Genomic DNA, 26,864 nt, shown 5'->3' on the forward strand with positions numbered 1-26,864 from the left:
GGGCGTGAGGATTTCAGGCTACGCGGGGGCGTATCGGTCGCGCATGACTCGTGAGGACCAGTGCGGGGGTCACCCGGGTTAGCCAGAAGTCCCGAATACCCCATCGCTCCAGTGGTCCGGAGGTGGGGGAGGGGCGGACGCGACGGTTGCGGCGCCGCGTCCGCCCGGGGCCGGTCCGGTGCTCAGGCCCAGACCACCTCCTGGTGCTGGACGGCGAGCGCGGCGTAGTGGGAGGGGGTGTGCGCGAGGACGAGCCGGTCCTCGTCGTTCAGTTCGCGGACCACCTTGCCGGGGACGCCGGCCCAGAGGGTGCCGGGCGGGACCACCTTGCCGGGAGGGACGAGGGCGCCCGCGGCGACCAGTGCGCCCCGCCCCACCCGGGCGCCGCCGAGCACGATCGCGCCGATGCCGATCAGCGCCCCCTCCTCCACGACGGCCCCGTGCACCATGGCCTTGTGGCCGAGGCTCACGTCGTCGTGCAGGATCGCCGGCTGGCCCGGGTCGGAGTGCATGCCGCACTGGTCCTGGATGTTGACCCTGTCCCCGACCACGATGTCCTCGCCGTCGGCGCGCAGCACCGATCCGTACCAGACGCTGCTCTCCGCGCCCAGGCGCACGCGGCCGACCACGGTGGCGCCGGGGGCGATCCACGCGGTCGGGTGGATCTCGGGCCTCCCGAAGGCCGCGCCGCCGATCCGGGGGCCGAGGGCCCCGTCCTCCGGCTGGCCGTCCGTCGCACTACCCATGTCGTGGCCCTCCATACGTCCTCCGGCTGTGCTTCTCGTCCCCGCGCACGGTGAGGTCGACGGGAAGTTGACCGCTCTGCCCCCGTACGGGGATGATCGCGCATACCTTAGTAAGAACGTGACCGGGGTCCGCGCGGCGATCCACCCCTCGGGACTCCTGACGCCGCGGAGCCGCGCGTGCCCGCCTTGGTCGTCCGGACGGTGTCCGCGGCGTCATACTCTGCTCGCGGCCGGTGCCCCTCATGCGGCCGTACCAGGGCAAAAGGGACAAAATCGAGTGGATGTCGTTTCCAGGACTCGACGGGTGTTCCTAGGACAATGGGGTACGGGGCAACTCTCACGTTGTACGACGTGCAGTCAAACGGTGTAAGGACATGAAGGGCACATGAGCGATATGTTGCCGGGCGGCGGACTGCAACAGGACCGATTCCCGACGGTGCGCAAGGGCGGCTACGACAAGGCGCACGTCGACGACTACTACGTACGCATGGACAACCAGTTCAAGAGCATCCGCGAGCGCTTGCAGCGGATGGACGACGAGCTGGAGCAGTACAAGCGCGATCTCGCCATCGCCCGCGAGAAGGCCCAGGTCAAGCCTGAGCACGAGCAGATCAGCGCGCGCATGGCCGAGATCCTCCGGATCGCCGAGGAAGAGGCCAAGGAGCGTCGCTCCAAGGTCGAGTCCGAGGTCAAGGAGATCGAGAAGTCGGCCCAGGAGGAGATCGCCAAGCACCGCAAGGACGCCGAGGAGCACGCCGAGCGCATCGTGTCCTCCGCGCGTGCCGAGGCGCACGAGATGGTCTCCGGCGCCAAGCAGGAGGCCGACCAGCTCCGCGAGCAGGCCAAGCAGGAGGGCGACCGCCGCCTGGGCGAGGCCGAGGCGCGGGCGAAGAAGATCCACGACACGGCGGACCGTCGGCTCGCGACGCTCACCGCCACGCACGCCGAGGCGCTGCGCCGCCTCAAGGACATGCACTCGACCCTGGCCGACCTGGTCGAGGCCGAGGACAAGGCGGGCGCGCTGGAGACCGGCCTGTCGCGGGAGGACGCCTCCGGCCCGGCCGCCGAGCAGAAGCCCGCCGCGGCGAGGCCCGCGGCCAAGCCCGCTCCCAAGCCGGCGGGACCCGGTGCGGAGGGCTCGCAGCCGGTCCGGTCCGAGGCGGCCCAGGCCGCCCGGGCGGTCACGCCCGAGACGGGGCCCGGCCCCCGGCCCGCGCCGGAGCAGAAGGACGAGGCCACCACCAAGCTGCCTCCGCTCCAGCAGGAGACCGACCAGGCCACGGTGCGTATCAAGCCGGTGATCAGGCCGGACCAGGCCGACCAGGCCGGGCCGAAGGCGGCCGGCGGTCCCCAGGAGGAGGGGGCCAGGGGCGGCGGTGACGCCGGTTCGGCCCCCCGCCCGCCCCAGGGCGCCCGGTTCACCGGCCCCGCGCCGGACGGGCCCCAGGGCCGGCCGCAGGCGCAGCAGGCCCAGCCGGGGCAGCAGGCCAAGGCTCCGGCCGGTGGCGCGGAGGGCGGCGACCCCGGCATCACCGGTGTCTACCGGCGTCCGGAGTCGGGTCAGAACCAGCCGCCCTCGGGCGACGAGGGAGTCAGGGTCATCCGGAAGCCGTAGGCCCCGACACCTCTCCGCGACCGGTGCGCCGGCCCCGGGGAGCAGGGGTTCCAGGGGCGGGGACACAGTCCCCGCCCTTCGGTGTTTTGTCCTGGTTGTAGGGGGACGTCCGCCTTTCACGGGCTGTCGGCTACGATTCCGGAAGCCATGATTATCCGCGCGGCCATCCGGTCCGACCTCGGTGCGATCCTGCGTCTTCTGCGTGAACTCGGCGACACCACCGACACGCAGAGCGCGAACGTCCGCATGTCCTCAGCGGCGGTGAGGGCGTGGACCAGGATGGAGACCGACCCCGACCGCACGGTCCTGGTCGCGGAGCAGCGGGGCCAGATCATCGGCACCCTCGACCTGCTGGTCGTCGCCAACCTCACGCACGACGCCCAGCCCTGGGCCGTCGTGGACAACCTGGTGGTGGACCCGCTGACCCGGGGGCGCGGCATCGGCCGCGCACTGATGGAGGACGCGCTCGACCGCGCCACGCAGGCAGGCTGCTACAAGGTCGAACTGCTGTCGCACGAGAGCAGGCACGGCGCGCACCGGTTCTACGCGGCCCTCGGGTTCGACAACTCCGCCGAGGGGTTCCGCCGCTACCTCTGAGGCGGCCCGGGGCCCGGCCCCCGGGCAGGTCCGGGGGCCGGACGTCACGTCCGTGCCCGACGCGCCTTCCGCGCCGGCTTCGGCGCCTTCGCCCGGCCGCCGCGCAGCGGCACGCCCCTCATGAACGCCACGGCCACCAGCCCCAGGACCGCGATCGGCACACCGGCCGTGAACACGCCCTGCATCGCGTGGTCGAAGGCGGTGACGACCACGTCCCGCACCGGTTCGGGGAGCGCGTGCACGAGTTCGGGCGACCCCTGGGCCGCCTCGGCGGCGTCGGCCAGGCCGACCGAGAGCTCCGACGCGCCCGACTCCACCCCGGCCTCGGCGTCCGCCGCGCCCTGGGCCCGCGCGGCCGCCGCGGCCTCCGCCAGCTCGGTGTCGAGCCGCCCCACCATCACCGCGCCGAACGCGGCGACGCCGGTGGCGCCGCCCAGGTTGCGGAAGAACACCACCGAGGCGGTGCCCGACGCCATGTCCGCGACGGGCAGGGAGCTCTGCGTGGCCAGGAGGAGGAGCTGCATGTTCAGGCCGAAGCCGAGTCCGACCAGGGCCTGGCCGACGACGACCGTGGTCAGCCCCGGGTCGAGGTGGGCCTGGCTCAGGGCGAGGAACCCGATCACGCACAGCAGCATGCCGACGACCGGGTAGGCCTTCCACCGGCCGCTCCCGCTCACCGCGTAGCCGGAGCCGATCGAGGTGAACAGGAACGACGCCACCAGCGGCAGCGTCATCAGGCCGGACACGGTGGGCGACATCCCGTGCACCATCTGGAGGTACTGCGGCATGTAGATGATGAGTCCGAACATCATCATGCCGACGCACACCGAGCCGAGCGAGGCGAGCACGAAGGTCCGGTCGCGGAACAGGCGCGCGGGGATGATCGGCTCCCTGGCACGGCGCTCCACCAGCACGGCCCCCGCGGTGAGCAGGACGGCGGCGGCGCCCAGGGCGTACGACAGCGGCGAGTTCCACGCGATCTGGGTGCCGCCGAGGCTGAGCAGGACGATCACGGTGCTCGCGGCGCTGAAGATCAGGCCGGCGCCGGCCCAGTCCACGGGTGCGTCGCGGCGGGGCACGAACGGCATGGTGAAGAGGAACTGGATGACGACGAACGCGACCACCGCGAGCGGCACGGTGATGAGGAAGCACCAGCGCCAACCGAGCGGGCTGTCCACCAGGAATCCGCCGACCAGGGGGCCGAGGACCGTGGACACACCGAAGACCATGCCGATGAGGCCGCTGTAGCGCCCGCGTTCGCGGGGCGAGACGACGTCGCCGAGGATGATGTTGGGCAGCGTGGCCAGGCCGCCGACGCCCAGCCCCTGGAGGGCGCGGGCGGCGATCAGCCAGTTGATGTCCTGGGCCAGGCCAGCCGCGACCGAGGCGACGATGAAGATGCCCAGCGCCACCTGGAAGAGGAGCTTGCGGCCCCAGAGGTCGGAGAGCTTGCCCCACACGGGGGTGGAGGCGGTCATGGTCAGCAGCGCGGCGGTGGCCACCCAGGCCAGCCGGTCCTGCCCGCCCAGCTCTCCCATGATCGTCGGCAGGGCGGTGCCGACGATCGAGTTGGTGAGCATCGAGGTGAGCATGGCCAGGACGAGGCCGACCATGATGCGGTGCACGACGCGCTTCGGGGGGAGCGCGGGGGCGTCGTCGGCGGGGGGTTCCGGCGCGACCGCGGGGCTCGGGGCCGTGCGGACGGCGGAGGCGTCGGGGGTTCCAGTGGTGGGATGGTCGGAGGAATCAGGGCCCGCCATGGCGGTCGGCGCCTTCTTCGAGGGGGCGCTCCCGGTTTCTCCTTCTCGACGCAACGACTCTTCCACAGGCCCCCCGATCACGGACGCACGAAAGCCCCGCGGCTCACTGCCGGGGGCGACGTCCTCCCTCTGGTATAGGTAAACGGTGTTGACCTGTCAAATCGGTATCTCTGCTCCCGTTTCGGTATGCGCGGGTCCTTCCGAGGTGCCAACCTGGAAACCTGAAAGCCAGATCGCGGCCGCCGAGGGGTGTGCAGATGGACCGTCCGGACGAAACCGGAAGCGGTGCCGGGCCGACGCGCGGCCGGGAGGCGACGCGGGCGCGCATTCTCGCCAGTGCCCGGGAACTGTTCACCGATGAGGGATACGGTTCCGTCTCCTCGCGGATGATCGCCTCCCACGCCGGCGTCAACGTCGCCCTGATCAACCGCTACTTCGGGGCCAAGCGCGGGCTCCTGACCGAGATCCTGCGCGAGGACGGCGTCTTCCCCGGCCTCATCGAGGGGGACCACGGAACCCTCACCCGTCGCCTGGCCGAGCACGCGGTGAGCCGCCTCCACGGCGAGGGCACCGCGCTCCAGCGCGCCCTCGACGACTCGGCGGGCGACCCCGACCTCCAGGCGGTCTACCAGGGGCGGATCACCACGGCGATGATCGACCCGCTCTCCGCCTACCTGGGCGGGGAGGGGGAGCGGTCGCACGCCTCACTGGTGGCGGCGGTCATGCTGGGGCTGAGCCGGGTGCGGTTGGTGGAGGGCGCGACCGCGCTGCGGGCGCTCGACCGCGAACGGCTCACGGCGCGGATCCAGGCCCTGCTGGACCTGTGCCTGGAGGACTTCGGCGATCCCGGGGCGTAGGGCCGGATTGCCGCCGGGGCCCACCCCGGCCGTCCGTCCCCGGGCCCTCCCCTGTGGCCGAAAGCACGTCCGCGCATCCGGTTCCCGTGCCCGGAAGCGCCCGCCCTTCTCCGCGCCGTTCCCGTTTCCCCGGGAACGGCGTTTTTCGGGACCGTGCCTTTTCCGCGTGGACGCCGACACGCGCTTTGCCGTTCCGGCAAAGGATTTCGGATTCGGCGTCCCGCACGTGAAGAGTGGGGGCGGAGGTGGTCGACATGAACCACGAACACACGGGGCACGGGCACGGGCACGGTACCGGGACGGGGGCGCCCAGTGTGCCGGTGACGGCGCAGGACTGGGACGAGCGGTACGCCGCGGCCCCCGCGCTCTGGAGCGGCAACCCCAACCGCCACCTGGTGGCGGAGGCGGAGGGGCTGGCGGCCGGAAGGGCGCTGGACGTCGGCAGCGGCGAGGGCGCGGACGCCGCCTGGCTGGCCGGACGCGGGTGGGAGGTGACCGCGGTCGACATCTCGGAGGTGGCGCTGGAGCGGGCCGCCGCCCACGCGGCGGAGCACGGTCCGGACATCGCCGGGAGGATCACCTGGCGCCAGGCCGACATCACCGCGTGGACACCGCCCGCCGACGCGTTCGACCTGGTGTCGGCGCAGTACATGCACCTGCCCCCGGAGGCGCGCTCCCGTCTCGTCGAGGGTCTGGCCGCGTCCGTCGTGCCGGGGGGAGAGCTCCTGATCGTCGCGCACCACCCGCGCGACCTGGAGGACGGTGTCCCGCGCCCGCCCATCGAGGAGATGTTCTACACCGGCGACGAGCTGGCCGCGGCCCTGCCGGAGAGCGGGTGGACCGTGCTGGTCGACGAGGCCCGCCGCGGGGAGCAGACCCTCGAAGGCGTGACCTACACGACCCACGACCTGGTGTTCCGGGCCCGCCGGGAGCCCTGACAGGCCCCGGGGCCGCACCGCGGCGCGGCCCCGCGGGCGGCGGCCGGCCGTGCGCTTCGACACGGTCGGCCTCCGCCGCCCGCGCCGGCCCCCGGGCGGGGCGGCGCGGCCCGGCGGGACGGGTCAGTCGCGGAGCTTGGCGACGACGTCGATCTCGACGAGGATGTTCGCCAGGTCGGAGCCCACGGTCGTGCGCACGGGGTAGGGGGCGGAGAAGTGCTCCTCGTAGACGGCGTTGAACTCGGGGAAGTCCGCCTTGAGGTTCTCCAGGTGGACGGTCGCCTTGACGACGTCGTCCAGGGTCAGCCCCTGCTCGGCGAGGACCGCGGAGACGTTGGCCAGGACCTGGGCGGTCTGCTCGCCCACGGTCGGCGCCACCCGGCCGGTCTCGGGGTCCTGGGGACCGAAGCCCGCCGTGTACAGGAACCCGCCCGCCACGACCCCCTGGCTGTACGCGCCGGCGGGAGCGGGGGCCTTGTCGGTACGGATCGCCTTCTTGGACATCGGGGAACTCCTCTGGTCGGGTGGCGCGTGCGCGCGCCGGTGCTCGTACAGGATCGCAGGCGGTCGTCGGCAGAATTATTGGCAACAAAGTTACCAATTGCCCTCGGGGCAGCGTATCTTGGGTCACACCGGTCACCGCCCGGCGGCACGCCGGACCGGAGGGGCCGGGCCCCCGAACGGAGGAACAGTGCAGCCTGAGACCGTACTCACCGGCGGACGGGTCATCGACGGCACCGGAGGGCCGTCCAGGCAGGCCGACCTCGTCCTGCGCGGCGGGCGCATCACCCGCGTCGCCCCGCCCGGCGGGGCCCGCGGCCGGGGGACCGCCGTGGACGTGACCGGGCTCGCCGTCGCCCCCGGGTTCATCGACATGCACTCCCACTCCGACCTGGCCGTCCTCGCCGACCCCGCGCACGAGGCCAAGACGCTCCAGGGCGTCACGCTGGAGGTCCTGGGCCAGGACGGCCTCGGCTACGCCCCCGTCACCGACGACACCGCCGACGAGCTCCGCGCCCAGCTCGCCGGATGGAACGGCGCCCCCGACCTCGACCACTCCTGGCGCACCGTCGGCGAGTTCCTCGACCGCGTCGACGCCGGGGCCCCCGTCAACGCCGCCTACCTCGTCCCCCAGGGCAACGTGCGCATGGCCGTGCTCGGAGGGGAGGACCGCCCGCCCACCCCGGACGAACTCGACCGCATGCGCGCGATCGTCGCCCGCGGCATGGAGGACGGCGCGCACGGCCTCTCCAGCGGACTCACCTACACACCCGGCATGTACGCCACGGACGACGAGATCGTCGCCCTGCTCGCCCCGGTCAGGGCGGCGGGCGGCTACTACTGCCCCCACCACCGCAACTACGGCTCCAGGGTCGTGGAGTCCTACCGGGAGTGCCTCGACGTGGCCCGCCGCGCCCAGGTGGCCCTCCACCTCGCGCACTGCCACGTCAACTTCCCGCAGAACCGGGGCCGGGCGCCCGAGGTCCTCGACGCCATCGACGAGGCCACGATCCGCCACGGGCTCGACGTCACCCTGGACAGCTACCCCTACCGCGCGAGCGCCACCTACCTCGGCGCCCCGCTGCCCAGCTGGGCGCAGACCGGCGGCACCGCCGCCACCCTCGACCGGCTGCGCGACGCGCCGACCCGCGCGCGCGTCCTGCGCGAGATCGAGGTCGACGGGACCGACGGCAACCACGGCGTCCCCATGGACTGGGAGGCCATCGTCGTCACCGGCGTCGCGGACCCCGCCCTGTCGTGGGCGGTCGGGTCGTCCGTCGCCGACCTCGCCAAGGAGCGCGGGGAGCAGCCCGGCGACCTCTACATGGACCTGCTCGTCGCCGACGGGCTGCGCAGCGGCTGCCTCCTCCAGGTCGGCAACGAGGAGAACATCCGCACCATCATGCGCCACAGCTCCCACACCGGGGGGAGCGACGGCATCCTCGTCGGCGCCAAGCCGCACCCGCGCGGCTGGGGCACGTTCCCCCGGTACCTCGGCCACTACGCGCGCGATCTCGGCGTCCTCACCCTGGAGGAGTGCGTCCACCACCTGACCTCCAGGCCCGCCCGAAGACTCGGGCTGAGCGACCGGGGCGTCATCCGGGCCGGGGCCGTCGCCGACCTGGTCGTGTTCGACCCCGACACCGTGGACGCCCTCGCCACCTACGAGGAGCCCCGGCGGTCGCCGGTGGGCATCCACCACGTCCTGGTCTCCGGGGAGTTCACCGTCAGGGACGGGCGCCGCACCGACCGCCTGCCCGGAAGGTCCGTCCGGAGGAACCGGGGGTGAGCGAGCACACCGCGCGGGAGGCGGACGGGACGGAAGGGGCGCCGGGAGCGGTGGCGGGCGGGGTCGACGCGGTCTGCGTCGGCGAGACCATGGCGGTGCTCACCTCGCCCGAGGCGCTCGCGGCCGGGACCCGGCTCCATGTCGGCACCGGGGGCGCCGAGTCCAACGTGGCCGTCGCCCTGGCGAGGCTGGGGCACGCGTCCGCCTGGGTGAGCAGGGTCGGCGACGACCCCTTCGGCAGGATCGTCACCGACGCCGTGGCCCAGTGGGGCGTGGACGTGCGCGGGGTCGTCGTGGACCCCGTGCTCCCCACCGGCCTGTACGTCAAGGACACGGCTCCCGGCGGCGCCGGGGTCCTCTACTACCGCTCGGGGTCGGCGGCGTCCGCGCTCTCGGCCGCCGACGCCGACCGGGTGTGGTCGCGGGGCGCGCGGATCGTGCACCTGTCCGGCATCACCCCGGCCCTGTCCGCCCGCGCCTCGGCCCTGGTCGAGCGCCTGCTGGACCGGCGGGCGGGCGACGGGGCGCTGAGGTCCTTCGACGTCAACCACCGGCCCGCGCTGTGGCCCGCGAGGGTGGCCGCGCCCGTGCTCCTCGACCTCGCCCGCCGCGCGGACGTGGTGTTCGTGGGCCGGGACGAGGCCGAGCGGCTGTGGGGCACCCCGACCGCCGAGGACGTGCGCGCGGTGATGCCCGAGGTCAGGACGCTGGTGGTCAAGGACGCGGAGCACGGCGCGACGTGTTTCGAGGGCACGGGAGCGGTCTTCGAGCCGTCCCCGGAGGTCGAGGTGGTGGAGGCGGTCGGCGCGGGCGACGCCTTCGCCGCCGGGTTCCTGTCCGGGCTGATCGACGGGCTGTCCGCCGAACGGCGGCTGCGGCTCGGCCACGCGGTCGCCGGCGCGGTCCTGCGCTCCCACGGGGACACGCTGGACACCCTGCCCGAGGGCCTCGCGGGGATCCGCGGACGCGCCGCGGGGGCCCCGGGGGACTAGGGCGTGTTCCGCGGGCGCCTTCGGCGGCTCGGCGCTCGCGCCGGTCGCCGGGAGCGGTCGCCGGGCCCTCTCCCGCAGGGCGGGCGGCGAGGGCCGGCCCGGGTCCGGCCGTCCGGGCGCGGGCGGTGCGGCGAGAGGCGGCCCGGCGGACGCGGGTCCGGCACGCCCCCGGAACACGCCCCGGGGCCTCCCCGGCTCCGCCGGCCGCCCCCCGCGTCCGCGGTTCCGGGGCGCCCCGTCCCGAGGCCTGGGGAACACACGCCCGGTGGTGCGGCCGCGCTTCCGCTCACGGGCCTCCGAGACGACAGCGGGTATTGACTTTCGATAGGAAACAATCGATTATCGATACATGCACAGGTATCTCACCCTCCTCCTCCGCGCCGCGATCGCCATGGTCCTCCTGCTCGGACTCTTCGGACAGTTCGTGGTCATCCCCGGGGCGGCGGCCGACGAGGTCGCGTACTTCCCGCCCTACGCACCGCTCCAGGTGCCCTACGTGACGGTGGCGATCCTCGGGGTCGCCTGCGTCCAGGTCGCGCTCATCGCGGTGTGGACCCTCCTGGGCATGGTCGAGCGCGACGCGATCTTCGACGGGAGGGCCTTCGTCCGGGTGGACGTCGTCATCGGGGCCACCGTGGTGGCGACGCTGCTCACGGCGGGGGTGACCGTGCACCTGTTCGTGGCCGAGATCCCCTCGCCGGACGACGGCATGGACCTGTTCGCCGCCCTGGGCGCGGCGTTCGTGACCACGTGCGCGGGCACCGTGTTCTCGATGGTGCTCGTCCTCATGCGCGGCCTCCTGCGCAAGGCGACGGACCTGCGGACCGAGCTCTCCGCGGTGGTCTGATGGGGATCGTCGTCGACCTGGACCTCCTGCTCGTCCGGCGCGGCATGTCGGTCGGGGAGTTCGCCGAGGCCGTCGGGATCACGCCGGCCAACATCGCCGTGCTGAAGAACGGCCGTGCCAAGGCGGTGCGGTTCACCACCCTCGACGCGATCTGCCGCACGCTGGAGTGCCAGCCCGGCGACGTCCTGCGCTGGGTGCCCGACGACGGGGAACGGGAGGCGGGCCAGGGGTAGCGGGGCCCTTCGCGGGCCCCGCGACGCCCCCTTCCGGGGCGGCCCCCGCCACCCGCCCTGTGAGAGGCGGCCGGCCGCCGGCGCGGCGTCCTCAGCCGATGACGATCGCCCCGGCCAGGACCGGGTCGCCGAAGGTGACCGTGCCGTGGCCCGAGGCCAGGGCGCGGCTCCCCTGGCAGCTCGTCCCCGAGAACAGCGCGAACTTGACCTTCGCCTCGGTCGAGACCTCGGTGACGCCGCCCTGCCCCGTCTTGAGGGTGCGGCACCCGCCGTTCTCCACGGTCTGCTGGTAGCCCGACTCGAAGGTGACTCTGACCGGGGGCACCTGGTCGTCCCTGCTCGACAGCCCGGCGATCGCTCCGGCGATGGTGGCGGACATGGTGGCGAGGTTCGCAGGGCGGATCGGCACGGGACTCCCCTTTTCGACCGGGTTCGCACGGGCACGACGGCGCCTGGCGAGTGCGGAGATGGTTACTCCGTGTCATTTAGCTACAGGGCCCCGCGAAAGGTGAGGAGCCCCGGCGGAGTGTCGGCGGATTTCTCGGGCCCGGTCCGGGGCGTTGTCGGACCGTACCGCCGCGGATAGGATGCGTCCCGACCGGCATGTGCGGAGAAAACGGGGAAGGAGGCCGGTATGGGGCTCCTGCTCGCGTTCTTCGAGTTCCTCATGGTCGGCTTCGTGCCCTCCGAGCTCCTGCCCGCGCCCGGCTCCCTGGCGCTGCTGGTCGCCGCCGTCGGCGCGGCCATCGCCCTGTTCGTCCTCCACGGCACCGCGCTGTGGCCCGTCGGCGACACCGCCACGGGCGCCGCGCACGCGATGCGCCGCAGGTCGGCACGCCTTCCCGTGCTCACCTTCCGGGACCCCGACGCGGCCGGTCGGCCCCGTCCCAGGGCTCCCGGCGCGGCCCTTCCGGCCGCTCGCTGACCGTCACGGCACACCCGTACGACGACCGTTCCACGCGTGTGCCCGCGCCCCCGGGCGCGGTCCGAGCGGCCTGACGTCTGTCTCCCACCCCAGACGAAGGGCCGACCCACCTTGTACAGCTTCGGGCCGATCGCGGCCGGCATGACCCTGCTCTCGGCGATCCTCGCCACGTTCACCACCCTGCTCACCCCGCTCACCGGGGGCCTGGCCACCGGGCTCGCGGTGGTGGCGCTGACCGTCGTCGTCCGCCTCCTGCTCGTCCCGCTGGGGGTGATGCAGGTCCGCGCGGAGAAGACGCGGGCGCGGATCGCCCCGCGCCTGGCGGAGATCACCGCCAAGCACCGGAACGACCCCGAGAGGCTCGTCGCCGAGCAGCGCAGGGTGTACGGCGAGGAGGGCACCTCGCCGTTCGCGGGCTGCCTGCCCGCCCTCGCCCAGATGCCCGTGGTCATCGCCCTCTACGGGGTGTTCATCGGGGCGGGGGGAACGGAGGACCCGATGCTGGCGCACACGTTCGGCGGCGTCGGGCTGGGCGCGACGATGGCGTCGAGCGCCGACGGGCTCCTGGTGGCCCCGGTGTTCGCGGTCCTGGTCGGTCTCATCGCGCTCGTGGCGTGGGCGAACCGCCGCTACCTCATGCTTCCCGTGATGCGGGCGAACGCGGCGGCCGACCCCGGGATGCCGCAGATCACCGGCCCGCTCACCTACATGCAGTACACGACCGTCGTGATCGCCGCGTTCGTGCCGCTCGCCGCGGTCCTCTACCTGCTGACCTCCACGGCGTGGGCCCTGGGGGAGCGGCTCCTGCTGCGCCGTCTGCTCCCGGACTGACGGCCGGCCCGCGTCCCGCGGGTCAGAACTCGACGGTGACGCAGGCGAGGCGGTCCCCGGCGGTGCCCGCCTCGCCGTGCCCGGTCATGGTGTGCTGCTCGTGCAGGACCAGGGACCGGGCCTCCCCGTCGCGGAACTCCCAGTCGACGGTGGCGGTGGACTGGGCGCTGCCGCCCTCGTCGGTGGTGAAGTCGAGCCAGACCTCGTTCTCGGGGTTGGCGTAGGCGGGGTCGGAGGAGGGCTCGTCCTCGGTCGCCGCCGGGTCGGGCTCGTTCTGGTAGTGCGGGCCCGCGTCCTCGGGCCGCTCGCCGCAGGGCCGGGTGTGCACGTGGGCGCCGAACTCGCGGTCGGCCTCCAGGCTGGTGCCCGTGAACTGCACGTGCGTCTGGCCGTCCTGGACGCGGACCTGCACGTCGGAGGTCGCCCCCTCGGGCACGGCGGTCTCGTCGTAGGTGACGGCCCCCACCCCCTCGGCCGGCAGCATGAAGATGGACGCGGTCACGCTGGGGGAGGCGGTCGGCTGGGCGACGGGCGGCTCCGAGCCGGCCGATCCGCCGTTGGTCCCGGACTCCTCCTGCGCACACCCGGTGGCGAGGATCGCGGTCAGGGCCAGGCCGATGGTGAGCGGTGACGTGCGCATGACGGAACTCCCGGTGTGTTCTCGACGGTCGTCCGCAACATTACCCAAGGTGACAAAGGTATGACCAGCTGTGCGGAACGCGATGCGTCGGAGGCGGGAAGGCCGTCCTGGGTGTGAGGGCCGCGGGGGAGGGGCCGTTCTCGCGCACCAGGTCGAGACGCCTTCCGGTCCCCTGACAGTGGGGATCGTACCGCCGGGAGGCCGCCGCGGAACCAGGAGCGCCTTCCCGGGGTGTGCGCCCCGGTGCGCCGGGCGTCCCGCGGGGGCGGTGCGCCGCGGATCGGGGTGCCCACGGGCCGCGCCCGGCGTGCGCCGGTGCAGGTCGGAGACGGGTTCATTTGTCCCGAAACGGACAGTATGAGACTGTCGCCACAATGAGAGCCATCACCGGAGGACTGATTTGTGAGCAGTGAAACCGGCGCGTCCCCCCGGACGTCGCCAGAATCCCCCACCGTCGACGAGAACACGACCGACAGCCGGCGCACCGTCGTCCGCAAGGTCGTCGGCCTCCTGCTGGGCCCCGTCCTCGGCTTCGCCGCCTACCTCGCCATGCCCGGCATCGCCCTCCCCGTCGACGGGGGCGACGGCGTGATGGTCCCCGAGGGCGAGGTCTCCTCCAACGCCGCGATCGTCGCCGCCGTGGCCGTCGTCATGGCCGTCTGGTGGATGAGCGAGGCGCTGCCCCTCCCCGCCACGGCGCTCCTCCCCCTCGTCCTCTTCCCGGTGCTCCTGGACGGCGTCCCGATGGGGGACGTCACCGCCCCCTACGCCAACGAGATCATCTTCCTGTTCATGGGCGGTTTCATCATCGCCCTGGCCATGCAGCGCTGGAACCTGCACCGGCGCGTGGCCCTGGCGATCGTGGCCGCCGTCGGCAGCGGACCCGTCACCATCATCGGCGGGTTCATGCTCGCCACCGGCTTCATCACCATGTGGGTCTCCAACACCGCGACCGCCATGATGATGCTGCCCATCGGCCTCGCGGTCATCGGCCTGGTCGCCCAGCTGCGCGGCGGCAAGGCCGACCCGAACTTCGCCACCGCGCTCATGCTCGGCATCGCCTACGCCGCGTCCATCGGCTCCGTGGCCACCCTGATCGGGACCCCGCCCAACGCCCTGATGGCCGGGTACCTGGCGCAGGAGCACGACATCCACATCGGCTTCGGCCAGTGGATGATGGTCGGAGCGCCGCTCGCCGCCGTCTTCCTCGTCGTCTGCTGGCTCCTGCTCACCAAGGTCGTCTACCCGCCGGCCGCCGGGGACATGGGCGAGGCCAGGGAGCACATCCGCCAGGAGCTGCGCGAGATGGGGCCCATGTCGCGCGGCGAGTGGACCGTGCTGGCCGTGTTCGTCGTCACCGCCGTCGCCTGGGTCACGGTGCCGTTCCTCGCGGACAGCGCGGCGGTGAGCGCCGCGCTGCCGTGGCTCGCCTCCGTCACCGACGGCGGGATCGCCATCGCCGCCGCCATCGTGCTGTTCATCGTGCCCGTGGACGGGGCCCGAGGGGTCCGCGCCATCGACTGGGAACAGGCGAGCAAGCTGCCCTGGGGCGTGCTGCTGCTGTTCGGGGGCGGTCTCAGCCTCTCGGGCCAGTTCGGCTCCAGCGGCCTGAGCCTGTGGATCGGCGACCTGGTCGCGGACCTCGGTGACGTGCCCGGCTGGGTGTTCGTGCTGATCGTGGCCGCCGTCGTGCTGCTGCTCACCGAACTCACGAGCAACACCGCCACCGCCTCCATCTTCATCCCCGTGATGGCCGGCGTCGCGCTGGGACTGGGCCTGCCCATCATGACCCTGGTCGTCCCGGCCGCCCTCGCCGCGTCCATGGCGTTCATGCTGCCGGTGGCCACCCCGCCCAACGCCATCGTGTTCGGCACCGGCCACATCCGGATCGGCCAGATGGTGAAGGGCGGTGCGCTGCTCAACCTCATCGCGCTGATCCTGATCGTCGTGAGCATGTACACGACCGTCATGTGGGTCTTCGGCGCCTGACGGGGCCGCCGGGGCCCGGCGCGGCCGGACCCCGGCCTCCGCCGCGGCCCCCGCCCTCCGGGCGGACGGGGCCGCGGCGGGATGGGACACTGGTCGCAGACCACGACCCCTGCCGAACAGGCGACATGCGAACGATCAGACGCGGCGGCGAGCACGAGCTGGAGATCAAGAGGTCCCGGTTCGTCTGCGCCCTGGCCAGGGCGGACGGCGAGGACGCCGCCCGCGCCTTCATCGCCGAGCGGCGCAAGGAGCACTGGAACGCCTCCCACAACTGCACCGCGTACGTGCTCGGCGAGGACGGCGGCGTGCAGCGCTCCAGCGACGACGGCGAACCCGCGGGCACCGCGGGCGTGCCCATGCTGGAGGTGCTCCGCCACCGCGGGCTCACCGACACCGTGGCCGTGGTCACCCGCTACTTCGGCGGGACCAAGCTCGGCGCCGGGGGGCTCATCCGGGCCTACGGCGGCGCCGTGTCCGCCGCGGTGGACCGGGTGGGGGTCCTGGAACGCCGGCGCCTCCTCCTCGTGGACGTGTTCGCCGACTACGTGCTCGGCGGACGACTGGAGAGCGACCTGCGCGACTCGTCGCTGACCGTGCGCGGGGTCGCCTACGAGGACCGGGTCCGCATCGAGGTGGCCCTCCCCGAGTCCGACCTGGACGGCTTCGGGCTCCGCCTGGCCGAGATGACCGGGGGCCGGGCCGAGTTCGAGGTGAGAGGCGCCACCGTCGTCGAGGTCGAGCCCTGATCCCGCCGGACGCCACGTTCACGTGGCTGTAACAGTGGCGGTCCACGTGTATCGGCGGACGACGGGGCAGCTTAGGATTTGCCGTATACGTCGTCGTTCCCGGGGAGAAACCGTCCATGCGCAGCTCACGGGTGCCCCAGGCCCTCACCTGCGGCCTCGCGGCGCTGCTGGCGGCCGGCTGTACCGGCGACCCGGAACCCCCCGCGCCCTCCCCCGAGGCCGAGCCCGCCCCGCTCCCGACCTCGTTCGCGGGTGAGGCGCCGCCCGGGGTGGAGGGCGAGGTCCTGCGGTACCTGCACGGCGACTCCGCGCAGGCCCACGACATCCTCGACGACCCTCTCGGCGTGCGGATCAGCCCGGTCGGCGAGTCCTTCCTCATCAGCTCCGGCGGCGAGGACCGCCACCTCCTGCACGACGCCGCGACCGGCGACACCCTGTGGGAGGGAGAGGCGCGCTTCCGCGGCTTCGACTCCGCCGCCGACGGCGCCCGGGTCCTGTCGATGGCGGGCGCCGACGGGGTCCCGTTCGTCCTGGACTCCCGCGGCGAACCGGTGTGGGAGCCGCAGGAGGAGGGCGACGCCTACCTCGACGGACTGGCGGTGCGGCGCCCGGAGGGGTGGAGCGCGGAGGAGCCCCACGGGGAGTTCACGCTGCTCGACGCCGACGGCGGCGAGCTGTGGTCGTACGAGTTCGCCGAACCGGAGGAGTCCGAGGAGCCGGAGGAGTCGGAGGAGTCCGCCGAGGGCGGGGACGGCGCCGACGGGGACGGTGGCGCGGGGGAACCCGTGCTGGGCGTGCCCGTGGCCGCCCGCGGCGACATGGTGGTGCTCGCGTCCGGCGGCCCCTCGCTCCAGGCGCGCTCCGTGGCCGCCGCCACGGCGGGCGAGGAGCTGTGGACGGTCGAGGGGGAGGACGCCGGCCTGGACTCCTCCGGGCCCGTCCTCCCGCCGCAGGTGATGGGCGTCTACCCGCTGCCCGGCCCGGAGGAGGGCGGCGGGGCCGACCCCGCGGACGGCGGGGCGGACGGGGCCGGGGACGAGGAGGCGGGGGAGGGGGACGGCGCGGACGAGGCGGTCGTGCTCCTGCGCTGGGCCCAGCCCGAGGCCCCATCCACGCTCTCCGCCCACGACCCCGCCACCGGGGACCTGCTGTGGACCCTGGAGGAGCCGGGCGCCAACCCCACCGCGGGCGCGTTCGACCCGGCCGGAACCGTCGGCAACCTGTACGACGCCTCCACCGGCGTCCTCCTGCTGCCCCAGGCGAGCGGGGAGGCCACGACGGTCGCCGTCGACCTCGCCGGGGGAGAGGTCCTCTGGGGGCTGGAGGAGGAGGCCGGATCGATCTCCCCCGCCTTCGCCTTCGACGGCCTCGTCTACGGCGACTCCCGGGGCAGCACCGGCGCGGACGAGCAGCTGGTGCTCGACGCCGTCACCATGGACGTGGTGGGCGACGACCTGTCGGCGTACGTGGAGGCGGTCACCGAGGACGGGTACGCGATCCTCGTCCACGACCGGCAGCGCTTCGTGTACGGCCCCCCGCCGGAGGAGGGCCCCTCGGAGGCGCCGGCGGACGACCCTGAGCGGGGCGGCGACCCGTCCGGGTCCCCCGGCGACGGGGGCTGACCGGGCCGGGCGCTCCGGCCGGAGGGGAGGGGCGCGTGCGGCAGGAGGCCGCCCGCAGGAGCGCGTCCCGGGGGCGCGCGCCCGGGAGGGGCTCCGGCGCCGGTGACCGTACAGAACACCACGGAACGACATTGACTGTGCTGTCGGTGCCCTGGTAGACATTCTGTGCCTTCATCCCCTCCCCGGCCCCTGAACCGCGCCGAATCCCCCGTCGACGCCTCCGGCCCCGCCGGCCGACGGGATGGTGAGCCACTCGCAAACGGGAGCCAAGCATGGTGGACCCCTCCTCCGACCCGGCGCCGCCGGCTCCCCGCCCCGCCCTCCTGCGGCGCTGGGCGCGGGCGGCCGGCGAGCGCACCCGCTCCCACGCCTCCGGGATCACCGTCACGCTCCTGGCGGCGGCCGTCGTCAGCTCCGTCCTCGGGACCGGCGCCGTCGGACGCGCCGACGAGATGTCCGACGGCACCGTCTGGCTGTGGACGAGCCCCGTCGGCGAGGCCGTGCGGGTCAACGGGAACAACGCCGCGGTCGACCTCGTGGCGTCCCTGCCCGAGGCCGCCGGCGTGGACGTCCAGGTCGTCCAGAACGACGAGTACCTCCTGCTCTACGACCCCGCCACCGGCAAGGTGACCTCGGTCGACCTCCGTCGCATGGGGTACTCCGGCGTGCTGGAGCTCGGGAGCGGGGGCGACTTCGGACTCGTCCTGGGGGAGGAGACCGCGGCGGTGATCGACCGCGCCACGGGCGAGGTCAAGGCCGTCGATCCGGCCACCCTCCAACCCACCGGGGCCACGCTCAACGTCCCGGCGCCCCTGACCGGCGGCGCGTTCGACGACTCCGACACCCTCTGGCTCGGCGTGCCCACGCAGGGCACGGCCGTCGGCGTGCGGATCCAGGGCGAGGACGCCGCCATCACGGAGACGCTGGCGGTGGCGGAGCCCGGGACCGGGATCGCCATGACCGTCCTCGACGACGGCGCCCTCGTGACCGACCCCGGGGACGGGCGGGTGGTGGCCGTGCGCGGCGACGGCGACCCCGTGGTCACGGACGTCCCCGTGGAGCTGGAGGGCGCCGAGATGCCCGTCCGCACCCACGGCGACGTCGTCGCCGTGACGCTCCCCGGGACCGGCGAGGTCCTCACCGTCACCGACCCGGCCGGATCCGCCGGGATCGGGCACTTCCCGGCGGGCGACGGCGGGGGCACGGCGACCGCCTACGAGGGCCGCGTCTACGTGCCGTTCCCCGAGGAGGGGACGGTCCGCGTGTTCGACGCGCAGGGCGCCGAGCTCAACCCCGTCTCCCTGCCCGGGGCCGAGGGCCCCCTGGAGCTGGAGGTACGGGAGGGGCGCCTGTACATCAACTCCCCCCACACCGGGGTGGCCGCGATCGTCGACCCGGACGGCGGGGCGACCGTCGTCGACAAGGCCGATCCGCCGCCCGGTCCGGGCGACGCGGACGGCGGGGCCCCCGCACCGCAGCCCCTGCCGGGCGGGAACGTGGGGGAGCAGCCGGAGACCGGAGGCGCCGCCCCCGACCCGGGCCCCGGGACCCCGGCTTCCGAGGAGCCGTCCGCGCCGGCGTCGGAGCCCGCCCCCGCGGGGACGGACGAGCCGGACCCCTCTCCGGACGGGGAACCCGACGCCGGGGAGGCGCCCGGCGCGCCCACGCCCGTGTCCGTCACCGCCGGGGACGGCTCCGCGTTCCTGAGCTGGCCCGAGGCCTACTCGCCGGACGCGCCCGTGGACGAGTACCGGATCACCTGGGAGGGCGGCAGGGTCACCGTCGGCGGGGAGGAGCTGGAGGCCGAGGTGACCGGCCTCGCCAACGGAACCACCTACCGGTTCATGGTCCGCGCGGTGAACTCCCACGGCACCGGCCCGGCCGCCCAGACCTCCGAGATCGTGCCGGGCCCGCAGGCCCCGGACGCCCCGGCCGACGTGACGGCCACGGCGTCGGGCAGCGGCACGGCCACCGTCTCCTGGAGCGCGGTCGAGGGCGCCAACGACTACCTGGTCGCCACCAGGGCCGAATCCGGCGAAAACCCCAGCGACCGCACCTCGGGCCAGACGTCCGTGGACGTCGCGGGCCTCTCGCCCGGCGAGACCTACACGTTCACGGTCACCGCCCGCACGGAGGGCATGGTGAGCGGGGGGTCGACCGACAGCGCCCCGCTCACGATGCCCGAGGTGCGGCTGGGCGCCCCGTCCGGCGTCTCGCACACGGTCTCCGGCGACAACGTGACCGTGACCTGGACCCAGGTCGACGGCGCGGCCGAGTACACGATCACGCCGCGCGGTGACGGGGGGCTCGGGGCCGTGACGGTGACCGGGTCCTCCGCCGGGGGCGGGCAGCTCTCCCACACCCTCGGGCGCGGGGGGACGGGACGCTGCTACTCCTTCACCGTGGTCGCCGTGGGGGCGGACGGGACCGCAGCCGATTCGAGTACCAGCAGCCAGTCCAGGTGCGAACAGGAGTTCAGATGAGCCTCCGCCGGAAGCGGGCCCGCAGGACCTGGGCGGGCGCGGCGGTCGTGGCCGCCGCGGTCCTGGTGATGTCCTCGGCCACCGCTGCCCAGGGGGCCGACCCCATGGCGCTGTGCAACGCGGCCACCCCCGAGGGCGCGCTGGAGTACACACAGAACGCCGAGGGGTGGCCCCAGCCCCTGCCCAACGGGCAGGGCGACGTCTACCTCTACTACGAGGGCGCGACCGGGTACAACTGCGCCGTGACCGTCAGCAACAGCGGCTACGCGGACGTCGGGCTCAGGCGCTCGGACGGCGCGGGCGGCGCGAACTGGAAAACGGGTAACGGGACCTCCGGAGCAGCCATCGTCCAGGCGAAGAACGTGTGCGTCGACGTGTCGGGGGCCGCCGGGGACCGGTCGAACACCTGGTTCGGAACCAACTGCGGCGCCTGACAGGGCCGGGGCCCGGACCGCGGCGCGCTCATCGCCGCAGCCCGTCCCGTCAGTCCGTGCCTCGCTCCGTGCACACCTCCTCGGAGGGCGCGACCTCGTCCGCGCTCAGCACGGCGATGACGACGAAGCAGTACTGCCCGGCGGCGTCGAGGCCGCTCACCCGGGCCTCCGCCGCGCCGGGCTCCACCTCGGCGAGCGCGGCGTAGGCCTCGCCCGCCGGTCCGCCCACCACGTGGTGCGGTGTGCCCTCTCCGGCGTTGTCCGTCCACGTGAGGACCACGGTGTCACCGGAGTCCTCCATCGCGACGTCCGAGGGGGCCGCCTCCCGGGAGATCGCGGCGTGCGGTGCCGAGGACGGGTCCACCGGGGCGGGGGCCGGGTCCGCCCCGGGCTCCACCAGTCCGACGGAGGCCAGGAGCGCGGCGACCGGCCCCGGGTACACGAAGGCCGCCAGCCCCAGGGCGATGACGACGATCGCCGTCGCGGACACGGCCACCTGGACGCGGCGGAGCCACCGCGACCGCGTCTCCCCGGCGTCGCGGGCCCCCGGCGGGGGCACGGGGGCGCGGTCCGCGGCCGGTCCGCCGGTGGCGGGCCCGAACGGCGCCTGCGCGGCGGGGGCCGCGTACGGCGTGCCCGCCCCGAACGCCGGGGCGGGCGGCGCAGGCGGTGGTGCGGGAGCGGCACGGGGCGGTTCCCACTCCACGAGCCCCTGCCAGGGGTCGGCGGTGTCGTCGCCCGCGGGCGGGGCGGTCCCGGGCCCGGGGGCCGCCCCGGGGGTGACCGTACCCGGAGCCGCCACGGGAGGCGGGGGAGGCGGCACCGCCCCGGGCGCGTCCGGGACGCCGCCGTGCGCCGGAGCTGCGGCGACGGCCGCCCCCGCCGCCCCGCCGCCGTCCGGGGCCAGGGCCGCGGCGAAGCCCTCCGCGTCGGCGTAGCGGTTCCCGGGGTCCCGGTCGAGCGCCCGTGCGAGGGCCGCGACCAGCGGGGCGGGCAGGCCGGGGCGCGGCGGTCCCGGGGCCCCGCCGCCGAGCACGCGCTCCCGGTATCCGAAGGGGTCGGCGGCGGCCTCCGCCCCGTCACCGAACGGGGGCCGTCCCGCCAGCAGCTCCCACAGGGTGGCGGCCAGTCGGTAGACGTCGGAGGCGGCGGTCGGCGGTCCGCCCCGGACCGCCTCCGGCGGGGCGTGGAGCAGCGCGCCGGTACGCGGCCCGGCCGGCGGCGGGAGGGAGCCCGCGGGCAGCGTCGCGCCCGCGTCCGCGAGGACGGCGCCGCCCTCTCCCGCCAGCACGTTGGACGGCTCCACGGCGTGGTGGAGCAGGCCGAGCGCGTGCACGCCCGCCAGGGCGCCGGCCACGTCCAGGCCGACGCGCACGACCTCGTCCACCGGGAGCGGGTGGCGGTCCGCCAGGACCCGGCCGTAGTCCCCGCCCGCGTGGAGCTCCATGGCCACGAACGGGCGCCCCGTCGTGGTCGAGCCGTGGCCGAGGATCCGCACCACCCCCGGCACGCCGGACAGCCGGCGCAGGCGCTCGGACTCGGCCCCGCCGTCCGGGCCCCGCAGGACCTTGACGGCGACCGGGTCGCCGCCCGCGTCCGGGACGGCCCGGTAGACGGTCGAGGAGGCGCCGCGGTGCAGCACCTCCAGGGAGTGGAACCCCGGGACGAGGCTGGCGCCGGACCCCGTATTACTCATGGAACGCCCCTTCCCCGCCGTGCGGCGGGCGACGGTCGGAGGCGGGCGTCACGGTGCCCGCCAGAACAGGGGACGGGGATCGAACCACCAGGCCAGCCTCCTGCCGCGGCCGAGCGTGCGCCGCAGCGCGCGGGACTGGCGGCGGACCCCGTCGGTGATGTGCGCGGCCTCCGTCGCGGAGACCCCGGCGCCCGGGGCGAAGCCGACCCGGTTGACCGCCCCCGCGAGGCGCCGCAGGTCGACCCGGGCCCACTCCCGCCCCTCCTCGGGCAGGAGGGCCTGGACGAGGGCCACGGTGTCGCCGACGGTGTGGCCCGGCGGCGGAGGGGCGCCCGCGCACTGGCGCAGGTGGTCGCACAGCTCCCGCCAGGAGCCCAGCACGCGCCGCTCCGGGGCGCCCGGCCTCAGCCGCCACCGGCTCCGCGCCAGCCGCAGCGCCGGAACGGCGGCCGCGGTGGCGAGCAGCAGACCCCCCGCGGTCAGGAAGGGCCACAGCGGCGCCGCACCGGGTTCCCTCTCCGGCGGCGCACCGGGGCCGGTGTCGTCGTCCGCGCCGTTCGCGTCGTCCGCCTCCTCGGGGGCCTCCGCCTCCGCCGCGCCGGAGGAGGCCTCCTCGGCCCCGTCCCCGCCCTCCTCCCCCGGGGTGACGGAGAACGGCACCCATCCGACGCCGTTGAAGTAGACCTCGCCCCACGCCAGCGCGTCACCGGTCGTCACCGTGCGCACGCCGTCCCCCTCGTCGGCGCCGGAGCCGAACCCCACGACGACGCGGCTCGGCAGGCCCGCCGCGCGGGCGAGCATGGCGAAGGCGCTCGCGAACTGCTCGGAGGTCCCGCCGCCGCCCTGCTGCCCCGGCGGGGCCAGCACGTCCGCGACGTTGGCGTAGCCGTGGCCGCCGGGGGTCTGCGCCGAGAAGTAGTGGGACTCCCGCAGGTACTCCGAGAGGAGGACGGCGCGCTCGTACGGCGACCCCTGCCCGGCGACGGCCGCCGCCACGTCGTTCAGGACCGGCGGCGCCCCCGGGGGCAGCTCGCGGTAGCGGTCGAAGACCGCGTCGGCCGGAACGGACGCGTCCGCGAGTTCGACCGCCCTCCAGTCCGCCACGTCGCCGGCGACCTCGTAGCGCGCGCCCGCGATGTCGCCGTCCGCGCTCACCACCGTCCCCGAGACGGCGTCGTAGCCCAGGGGCTGGAGCCCGACCCGCCGCGGAACCCCGACGACCGGCGCCCAGCCGCCCGGGAGGTCGTCGCCGACGGAGATCTCCGCGCGGACGCCGGTGGCGTGCGGGGGCGGCGGCACCGGGTCGGGGAGCACCTCCCCGGCGGCGCGGTAGCCGCCCTCGGGCAGCCACGTGGTCCCGGTGAACTCCGCGAGGGCGACCCACCGCAGGTCCACCGGCTCCTCGGAGCGCACTGTGAGCAGCGGGTCGTCCGGTTCGGCGGCCCAGGCCGCGAGGTAGCCGAGCGGGTTGAGGGCGGCCTCCGGCGCGAGGGGCGGGCGCACGGCCTCGCGCGGGTCGCCCGGGGCCGCCTCCCAGGAGGAGAGGAGGACGGGACCGCCGAACACCGTGGCGGCGGCCGCCAGCGCCGCCGCGACCGCGGTCACCAGGATCCGCCCGAGCCGTCCGAGGGTCTGTGTCTCCGGTGCGTCGACCTCGATCCGCAGGTCCTCCGACCCGGCGCGCGCCCGCGCGGCCGTCCGGCCGTCGGAGGACGCCGCCATGAGCAGGACCGCGGCGACCGCGACCAGGCCGATGGAGGGGAACCCCGGCGGGGCCACCGGGCCGTTCAGGACGACGGCGCCGACGAGCGCCAGGAGGCCGGGGAGGACGGCCAGCGCGGGCCGGGTCCCCTGCCAGAGCAGCACCGAGGCCACACCGGTGATCCACGTGGCCAGGAGCGGCAGCGTCAGGGTGTCCGCGTTCAGGGGGGTGGGCGCCGCACTCGTCAGGATGCGCGCCCCGGAGTGGAGGAGGGCCTCCACCGTCCCTCCCAGCACGCCCGTCCCCTGGCCGGGCAGCCGGGCCGCGCACACCACCACGCCCGCCAGGGGCAGGGGGAGACCGACGAGGATCCCGGCGAGCGGGGACAGCCGGGCCCGCGCCGCCAGGGTCACGGCGACGGAGAGCAGGGCGCAGAGCGGCAGCACCGCGTAGACCGGCGCCGGGGAGGCGTAACCGGGCGCGAGGGCGACGCCCCCCGCCGCGGCGGCCATGACCAGCCCGACGGGGGCCAGGGCGGCGCGGAGCGGAGTGCCGGGCCCCCGACCGGGGGCGGGCGCGGTCTCCGGGGGGCGCGGCGGGGTCAGCGTGGCCATGACGTCTCGTTCCAGCGTTCGACGAACCCCGCCGCGTCGCCGGCGGCGAGCAGGGTGACCGGAGCGGGGGCGCTGGGCCGGTCCTCCGTGCCGACGGTCACGGCGACCAGGGCCGAGTAGTGGTGTCCGAGCTCTCCGAAGGACCGCAGGTCGGTGGTGGTGAGCGCGCCGCTCACCAGGACGGCCGTGTCCCCGGAGGGCCGGGTCCGGGCCAGGCGGAGGGCCTGCGGGAGGTCGGCGTCCGGCGTCGGACGCGCCTCGGCCAGGAGGTCGAGCAGCGGGGGGAGCCCTCCGGTGCTGTCGCGCCCCCGACCGCTCACCAGGCTCACCTCGCAGTGGAGCGACGCCTGCACCCCGGTCGCCAGCACCGAGGCGGCCGCGCTCGCCACCTCGTCCAGCCGGTCCTCGCCCCCGGCCGTGGGCCGGTCGTCGACGATGACGTGGAGGCGCGGCTGCGAGGTGTCGATGTACTCGCGCACGACGAGCTTGTCCAGCCGCGCGGAGCTGCGCCAGTGGACCAGCCGCAGGTCGTCGCCGGGCACGTAGTCGCGCAGCGAGTGGAAGGTCTGCGCGCCCGCCGGGGCGCCGTCGGCCGTGCCCTCCGGGTCGGCCACCCGGCCGGCCGGGACGGTGCGCAGGCGCTCCCACCGGGGATGGACCCACACCCGGTCGGCGCCGCCGGACTCCCGGTACACCGCGGCGAGCCCCAGCGGGTCCGCGCGCCCGACCCGGAGGGGGCCGAGGGAGACCACCCCGCGCCGGGCCGCCAGGACGCGGTACTCGGCCCCGCCCGCGGCACGCGCTCCCAGGGACGGCAGCCGGACCGGCCGCTCGCCCCCGTGACCGCGCACGGGCTCGACCACGCCGACGGAGCGCCGGCCGGGGTTGCGCATCTCCAGGCGCACGCGCAGGGCGGACCCCGGCGAGGTGCGCGGGGAGGGGAGCGAGCGCCGGACCGCCACGGCGGCCGGACGCCCCACCGCGAGCGACGCCGCGGCGACCGCGGTCACGGCCACGCCGCCGAGCAGCGCCAGTTCCTGGTACTGGGACACCACGCCCACCGCGAGGAGGACCAGGCCCGCCCCGGCGACGAGCCACCCCCGGACGGTCGGCATCAGCGGACCGCCGGGACCCCGGCCGCGCCCGGGGACGGCGCGGGGGTCTCACGGAGGATCCCGTCCAGGACGTCGGCCCCGGTGCGCCCGCCGACCGAGGCCTCCGGGGACAGCACCAGGCGGTGGGCCCAGACCGGCTGGGCCAGGAGCTTGACGTCCTCGGGCTCCACGAAGGGCCGGCCCGAGACGAGCGCGAGCATCCGGGCCGTCCTCGCCATGGCCACCGTCGACCTGGTCGACAGGCCCACGCTCAGCTCCCGGTGATCGCGTGTGGCGTGGGCGACCCGGAGCACGTACTCGTAGACGGAGTCGTGGACGAACACCCGCCGGGAGTCGCGCCTCATGGCGGCCATCCGCTCGGCGTCGACGGTCGGCTCCAGGTCCTCGGGCGTGACGAGCCGGTCTCCCCGGATGATCGCGAGCTCGGAGGCGGGGTCGGCGTAGCCGAGGGTGAGGCGCATCAGGAACCGGTCCAGCTGGGCCTCGGGCAGGCGGTACGTGCCCGACATCTCCACGGGGTTCTGCGTCGCCACGACGAGGAAGGGGGAGGGGACGCCGTGCCGGACGCCGTCCACGGTGACCGCCCGCTCCTCCATGACCTCCAGCAGGGCCGACTGGGTCTTGGGCGAGGCCCGGTTGATCTCGTCGGCGATGACGACGTTGGCGAACACGGGACCGGGACGGAACTCGAACTCGCGGGTCCCCTGGTGGAAGATCGTGACGCCGCTGATGTCGGAGGGCAGGAGGTCCGGGGTGAACTGGATGCGCCGCCAGTCGCCGTTCGCGCTCGCGGCGATGGCGCGCGCCAGGGTGGTCTTCCCGGTGCCGGGGACGTCCTCCAGCAGGATGTGGCCCTGGGTGAGCATCGCGACCAGGGCTAGGCGTACGACGTCGGACTTGCCCAGGACCGCGGCCTCGACGGAGGCGGCGATGCCGTCGAACTCGTCGGCGCGGATGACCGCGTCGTCGGAGGACAGGGGGGCGTCCGAGGGGGGAGAGACGTGGGTGTTCATGGAGAGGGCGTCTTTCCGCGTGAAGTGCTGGGGGTGGAGCGCCACCGCCGTTCACGGCGGCGGGGAGGCGGGCCGGGAGCACTCGGGGCAGGCGCTCACCGGCGTGAAGATAGCGCGATCGCGGCCGAACCGCACGAACCGGTACCGAGGGGACGGACCGCTCCCGGGGGAGCGGTCCG

24 protein-coding genes are annotated in these 26,864 nt (G+C 74.9%); 15 read left to right on the plus strand and 9 right to left on the minus strand.

Going from position 1 to position 26,864, the window contains the following annotated elements; translation table 11 throughout:
• Positions 1-182: 182 nt before the first annotated feature.
• Positions 183-746 (minus strand): gamma carbonic anhydrase family protein, encoded by a 564-nt coding sequence (locus ACFQBR_RS19845; RefSeq protein WP_344184133.1) that lies wholly within the window; start codon positions 744-746, stop codon positions 183-185.
• A gap of 394 nt (positions 747-1,140) precedes the next feature.
• Between ACFQBR_RS19845 and ACFQBR_RS19850 the strand changes: the two genes are divergently transcribed.
• Positions 1,141-2,361 (plus strand): ATP synthase F0 subunit B, encoded by a 1,221-nt coding sequence (locus tag ACFQBR_RS19850; RefSeq protein WP_378554164.1) that lies wholly within the window; start codon positions 1,141-1,143, stop codon positions 2,359-2,361.
• A 147-nt stretch (positions 2,362-2,508) separates the two neighbouring features.
• Positions 2,509-2,958: a GNAT family N-acetyltransferase gene (locus tag ACFQBR_RS19855; protein ID WP_267947661.1), complete on the plus strand. Its 450-nt coding sequence runs from the start codon at positions 2,509-2,511 to the stop codon at positions 2,956-2,958.
• Between the two features lie 44 nt (positions 2,959-3,002).
• Here the strand turns inward: ACFQBR_RS19855 and ACFQBR_RS19860 are convergent, their stop codons facing one another.
• Entirely contained in the window at positions 3,003-4,718 is a 1,716-nt protein-coding gene (locus tag ACFQBR_RS19860; protein ID WP_378554064.1) for an MDR family MFS transporter, read from the minus strand.
• Positions 4,719-4,975: 257 nt separating this feature from the next.
• Between ACFQBR_RS19860 and ACFQBR_RS19865 the strand changes: the two genes are divergently transcribed.
• Together ACFQBR_RS19865 and ACFQBR_RS19870 are read left to right on the plus strand one after the other, a co-directional pair.
• The gene (locus ACFQBR_RS19865) at positions 4,976-5,575 is read left to right on the plus strand and encodes a TetR/AcrR family transcriptional regulator (RefSeq protein WP_267947662.1); all 600 of its coding nucleotides are present in this window, start codon (positions 4,976-4,978) and stop codon (positions 5,573-5,575) included.
• Between the two features lie 245 nt (positions 5,576-5,820).
• Entirely contained in the window at positions 5,821-6,513 is a 693-nt protein-coding gene (locus ACFQBR_RS19870; protein WP_378554066.1) for a class I SAM-dependent methyltransferase, read from the plus strand.
• Between the two features lie 123 nt (positions 6,514-6,636).
• On the opposite strand, the gene ACFQBR_RS19875 is transcribed toward ACFQBR_RS19870, so the two are convergent.
• Positions 6,637-7,017, minus strand: coding sequence for a RidA family protein (locus ACFQBR_RS19875; protein ID WP_267947664.1), 381 nt, complete (start codon positions 7,015-7,017; stop codon positions 6,637-6,639).
• 187 nt (positions 7,018-7,204) lie between these two features.
• Here ACFQBR_RS19875 and ACFQBR_RS19880 point away from each other — a divergent pair, with 187 nt between their 5' ends.
• The 4 genes from ACFQBR_RS19880 (at position 7,205) to ACFQBR_RS19895 (ending at position 10,875) form a co-directional block, all read left to right on the plus strand.
• Positions 7,205-8,803 (plus strand): N-acyl-D-amino-acid deacylase family protein, encoded by a 1,599-nt coding sequence (locus ACFQBR_RS19880; RefSeq protein WP_344184135.1) that lies wholly within the window; start codon positions 7,205-7,207, stop codon positions 8,801-8,803.
• Positions 8,804-8,853: 50 nt separating this feature from the next.
• Complete coding sequence (locus tag ACFQBR_RS19885) at positions 8,854-9,795, plus strand: sugar kinase (RefSeq protein WP_344184138.1); 942 nt, start codon at positions 8,854-8,856, stop codon at positions 9,793-9,795.
• Positions 9,796-10,144: 349 nt separating this feature from the next.
• Positions 10,145-10,642, plus strand: coding sequence for a DUF2975 domain-containing protein (locus ACFQBR_RS19890; RefSeq protein WP_344185354.1), 498 nt, complete (start codon positions 10,145-10,147; stop codon positions 10,640-10,642).
• On the plus strand, positions 10,642-10,875 hold the full coding sequence (locus ACFQBR_RS19895) for a helix-turn-helix domain-containing protein (protein WP_344185355.1): 234 nt from the start codon (positions 10,642-10,644) through the stop codon (positions 10,873-10,875). Before ACFQBR_RS19890 ends, ACFQBR_RS19895 begins: the two co-directional genes overlap by 1 nt.
• A 91-nt stretch (positions 10,876-10,966) precedes the next feature.
• On the opposite strand, the gene ACFQBR_RS19900 is transcribed toward ACFQBR_RS19895, so the two are convergent.
• Complete coding sequence (locus ACFQBR_RS19900; protein ID WP_344185356.1) at positions 10,967-11,284, minus strand: hypothetical protein; 318 nt, start codon at positions 11,282-11,284, stop codon at positions 10,967-10,969.
• Between the two features lie 225 nt (positions 11,285-11,509).
• On the opposite strand from ACFQBR_RS19900, the gene ACFQBR_RS19905 reads away from it, so the two are divergent.
• The gene (locus ACFQBR_RS19905) at positions 11,510-11,800 is read left to right on the plus strand and encodes a DUF6412 domain-containing protein (protein WP_344185357.1); all 291 of its coding nucleotides are present in this window, start codon (positions 11,510-11,512) and stop codon (positions 11,798-11,800) included.
• Positions 11,801-11,911: 111 nt separating this feature from the next.
• Complete coding sequence (locus tag ACFQBR_RS19910) at positions 11,912-12,631, plus strand: YidC/Oxa1 family membrane protein insertase (protein WP_344185358.1); 720 nt, start codon at positions 11,912-11,914, stop codon at positions 12,629-12,631.
• Positions 12,632-12,653: 22 nt separating this feature from the next.
• Here the strand turns inward: ACFQBR_RS19910 and ACFQBR_RS19915 are convergent, their stop codons facing one another.
• The gene (locus tag ACFQBR_RS19915) at positions 12,654-13,271 is read right to left on the minus strand and encodes a superoxide dismutase family protein (RefSeq protein WP_344185360.1); all 618 of its coding nucleotides are present in this window, start codon (positions 13,269-13,271) and stop codon (positions 12,654-12,656) included.
• Positions 13,272-13,673: 402 nt separating this feature from the next.
• Between ACFQBR_RS19915 and ACFQBR_RS19920 the strand changes: the two genes are divergently transcribed.
• From ACFQBR_RS19920 to ACFQBR_RS19940, 5 genes are all read left to right on the plus strand, one after another.
• On the plus strand, positions 13,674-15,260 hold the full coding sequence (locus ACFQBR_RS19920; RefSeq protein WP_344185361.1) for an SLC13 family permease: 1,587 nt from the start codon (positions 13,674-13,676) through the stop codon (positions 15,258-15,260).
• Positions 15,261-15,385: 125 nt separating this feature from the next.
• Positions 15,386-16,006 (plus strand): YigZ family protein, encoded by a 621-nt coding sequence (locus tag ACFQBR_RS19925; protein ID WP_267947673.1) that lies wholly within the window; start codon positions 15,386-15,388, stop codon positions 16,004-16,006.
• Between the two features lie 116 nt (positions 16,007-16,122).
• Positions 16,123-17,628 carry an outer membrane protein assembly factor BamB family protein gene (locus ACFQBR_RS19930; protein ID WP_344185362.1) on the plus strand — a complete coding sequence of 502 codons (1,506 nt, stop codon included), beginning with the start codon at positions 16,123-16,125 and terminating at the stop codon, positions 17,626-17,628.
• Between the two features lie 272 nt (positions 17,629-17,900).
• The gene (locus ACFQBR_RS19935; RefSeq protein WP_344185363.1) at positions 17,901-20,111 is read left to right on the plus strand and encodes a fibronectin type III domain-containing protein; all 2,211 of its coding nucleotides are present in this window, start codon (positions 17,901-17,903) and stop codon (positions 20,109-20,111) included.
• Positions 20,108-20,545: a spore-associated protein gene (locus ACFQBR_RS19940; protein WP_344185364.1), complete on the plus strand. Its 438-nt coding sequence runs from the start codon at positions 20,108-20,110 to the stop codon at positions 20,543-20,545. Before ACFQBR_RS19935 ends, ACFQBR_RS19940 begins: the two co-directional genes overlap by 4 nt.
• A gap of 49 nt (positions 20,546-20,594) precedes the next feature.
• Here ACFQBR_RS19940 and ACFQBR_RS19945 read toward each other — a convergent pair whose 3' ends face one another.
• The 4 genes from ACFQBR_RS19945 to ACFQBR_RS19960 are packed head-to-tail and all read right to left on the minus strand — an operon-like array spanning position 20,595 to position 26,685.
• Positions 20,595-22,241 carry a serine/threonine-protein kinase gene (locus ACFQBR_RS19945; protein ID WP_378554073.1) on the minus strand — a complete coding sequence of 549 codons (1,647 nt, stop codon included), beginning with the start codon at positions 22,239-22,241 and terminating at the stop codon, positions 20,595-20,597.
• Positions 22,242-22,289: 48 nt separating this feature from the next.
• Positions 22,290-24,557, minus strand: a complete 2,268-nt coding sequence (locus ACFQBR_RS19950) for a transglutaminase-like domain-containing protein (RefSeq protein ID WP_344185307.1) — start codon at positions 24,555-24,557, stop codon at positions 22,290-22,292.
• On the minus strand, positions 24,545-25,672 hold the full coding sequence (locus ACFQBR_RS19955) for a DUF58 domain-containing protein (protein WP_344185306.1): 1,128 nt from the start codon (positions 25,670-25,672) through the stop codon (positions 24,545-24,547). The genes ACFQBR_RS19950 and ACFQBR_RS19955 overlap by 13 nt, the downstream gene beginning before the upstream one ends.
• Positions 25,672-26,685: an AAA family ATPase gene (locus ACFQBR_RS19960; protein ID WP_344185305.1), complete on the minus strand. Its 1,014-nt coding sequence runs from the start codon at positions 26,683-26,685 to the stop codon at positions 25,672-25,674. Before ACFQBR_RS19960 ends, ACFQBR_RS19955 begins: the two co-directional genes overlap by 1 nt.
• Positions 26,686-26,864: the final 179 nt, after the last annotated feature.

This window comes from Nocardiopsis tropica, from assembly GCF_042660575.1.
Classification (GTDB): domain Bacteria; phylum Actinomycetota; class Actinomycetes; order Streptosporangiales; family Streptosporangiaceae; genus Nocardiopsis; species Nocardiopsis tropica.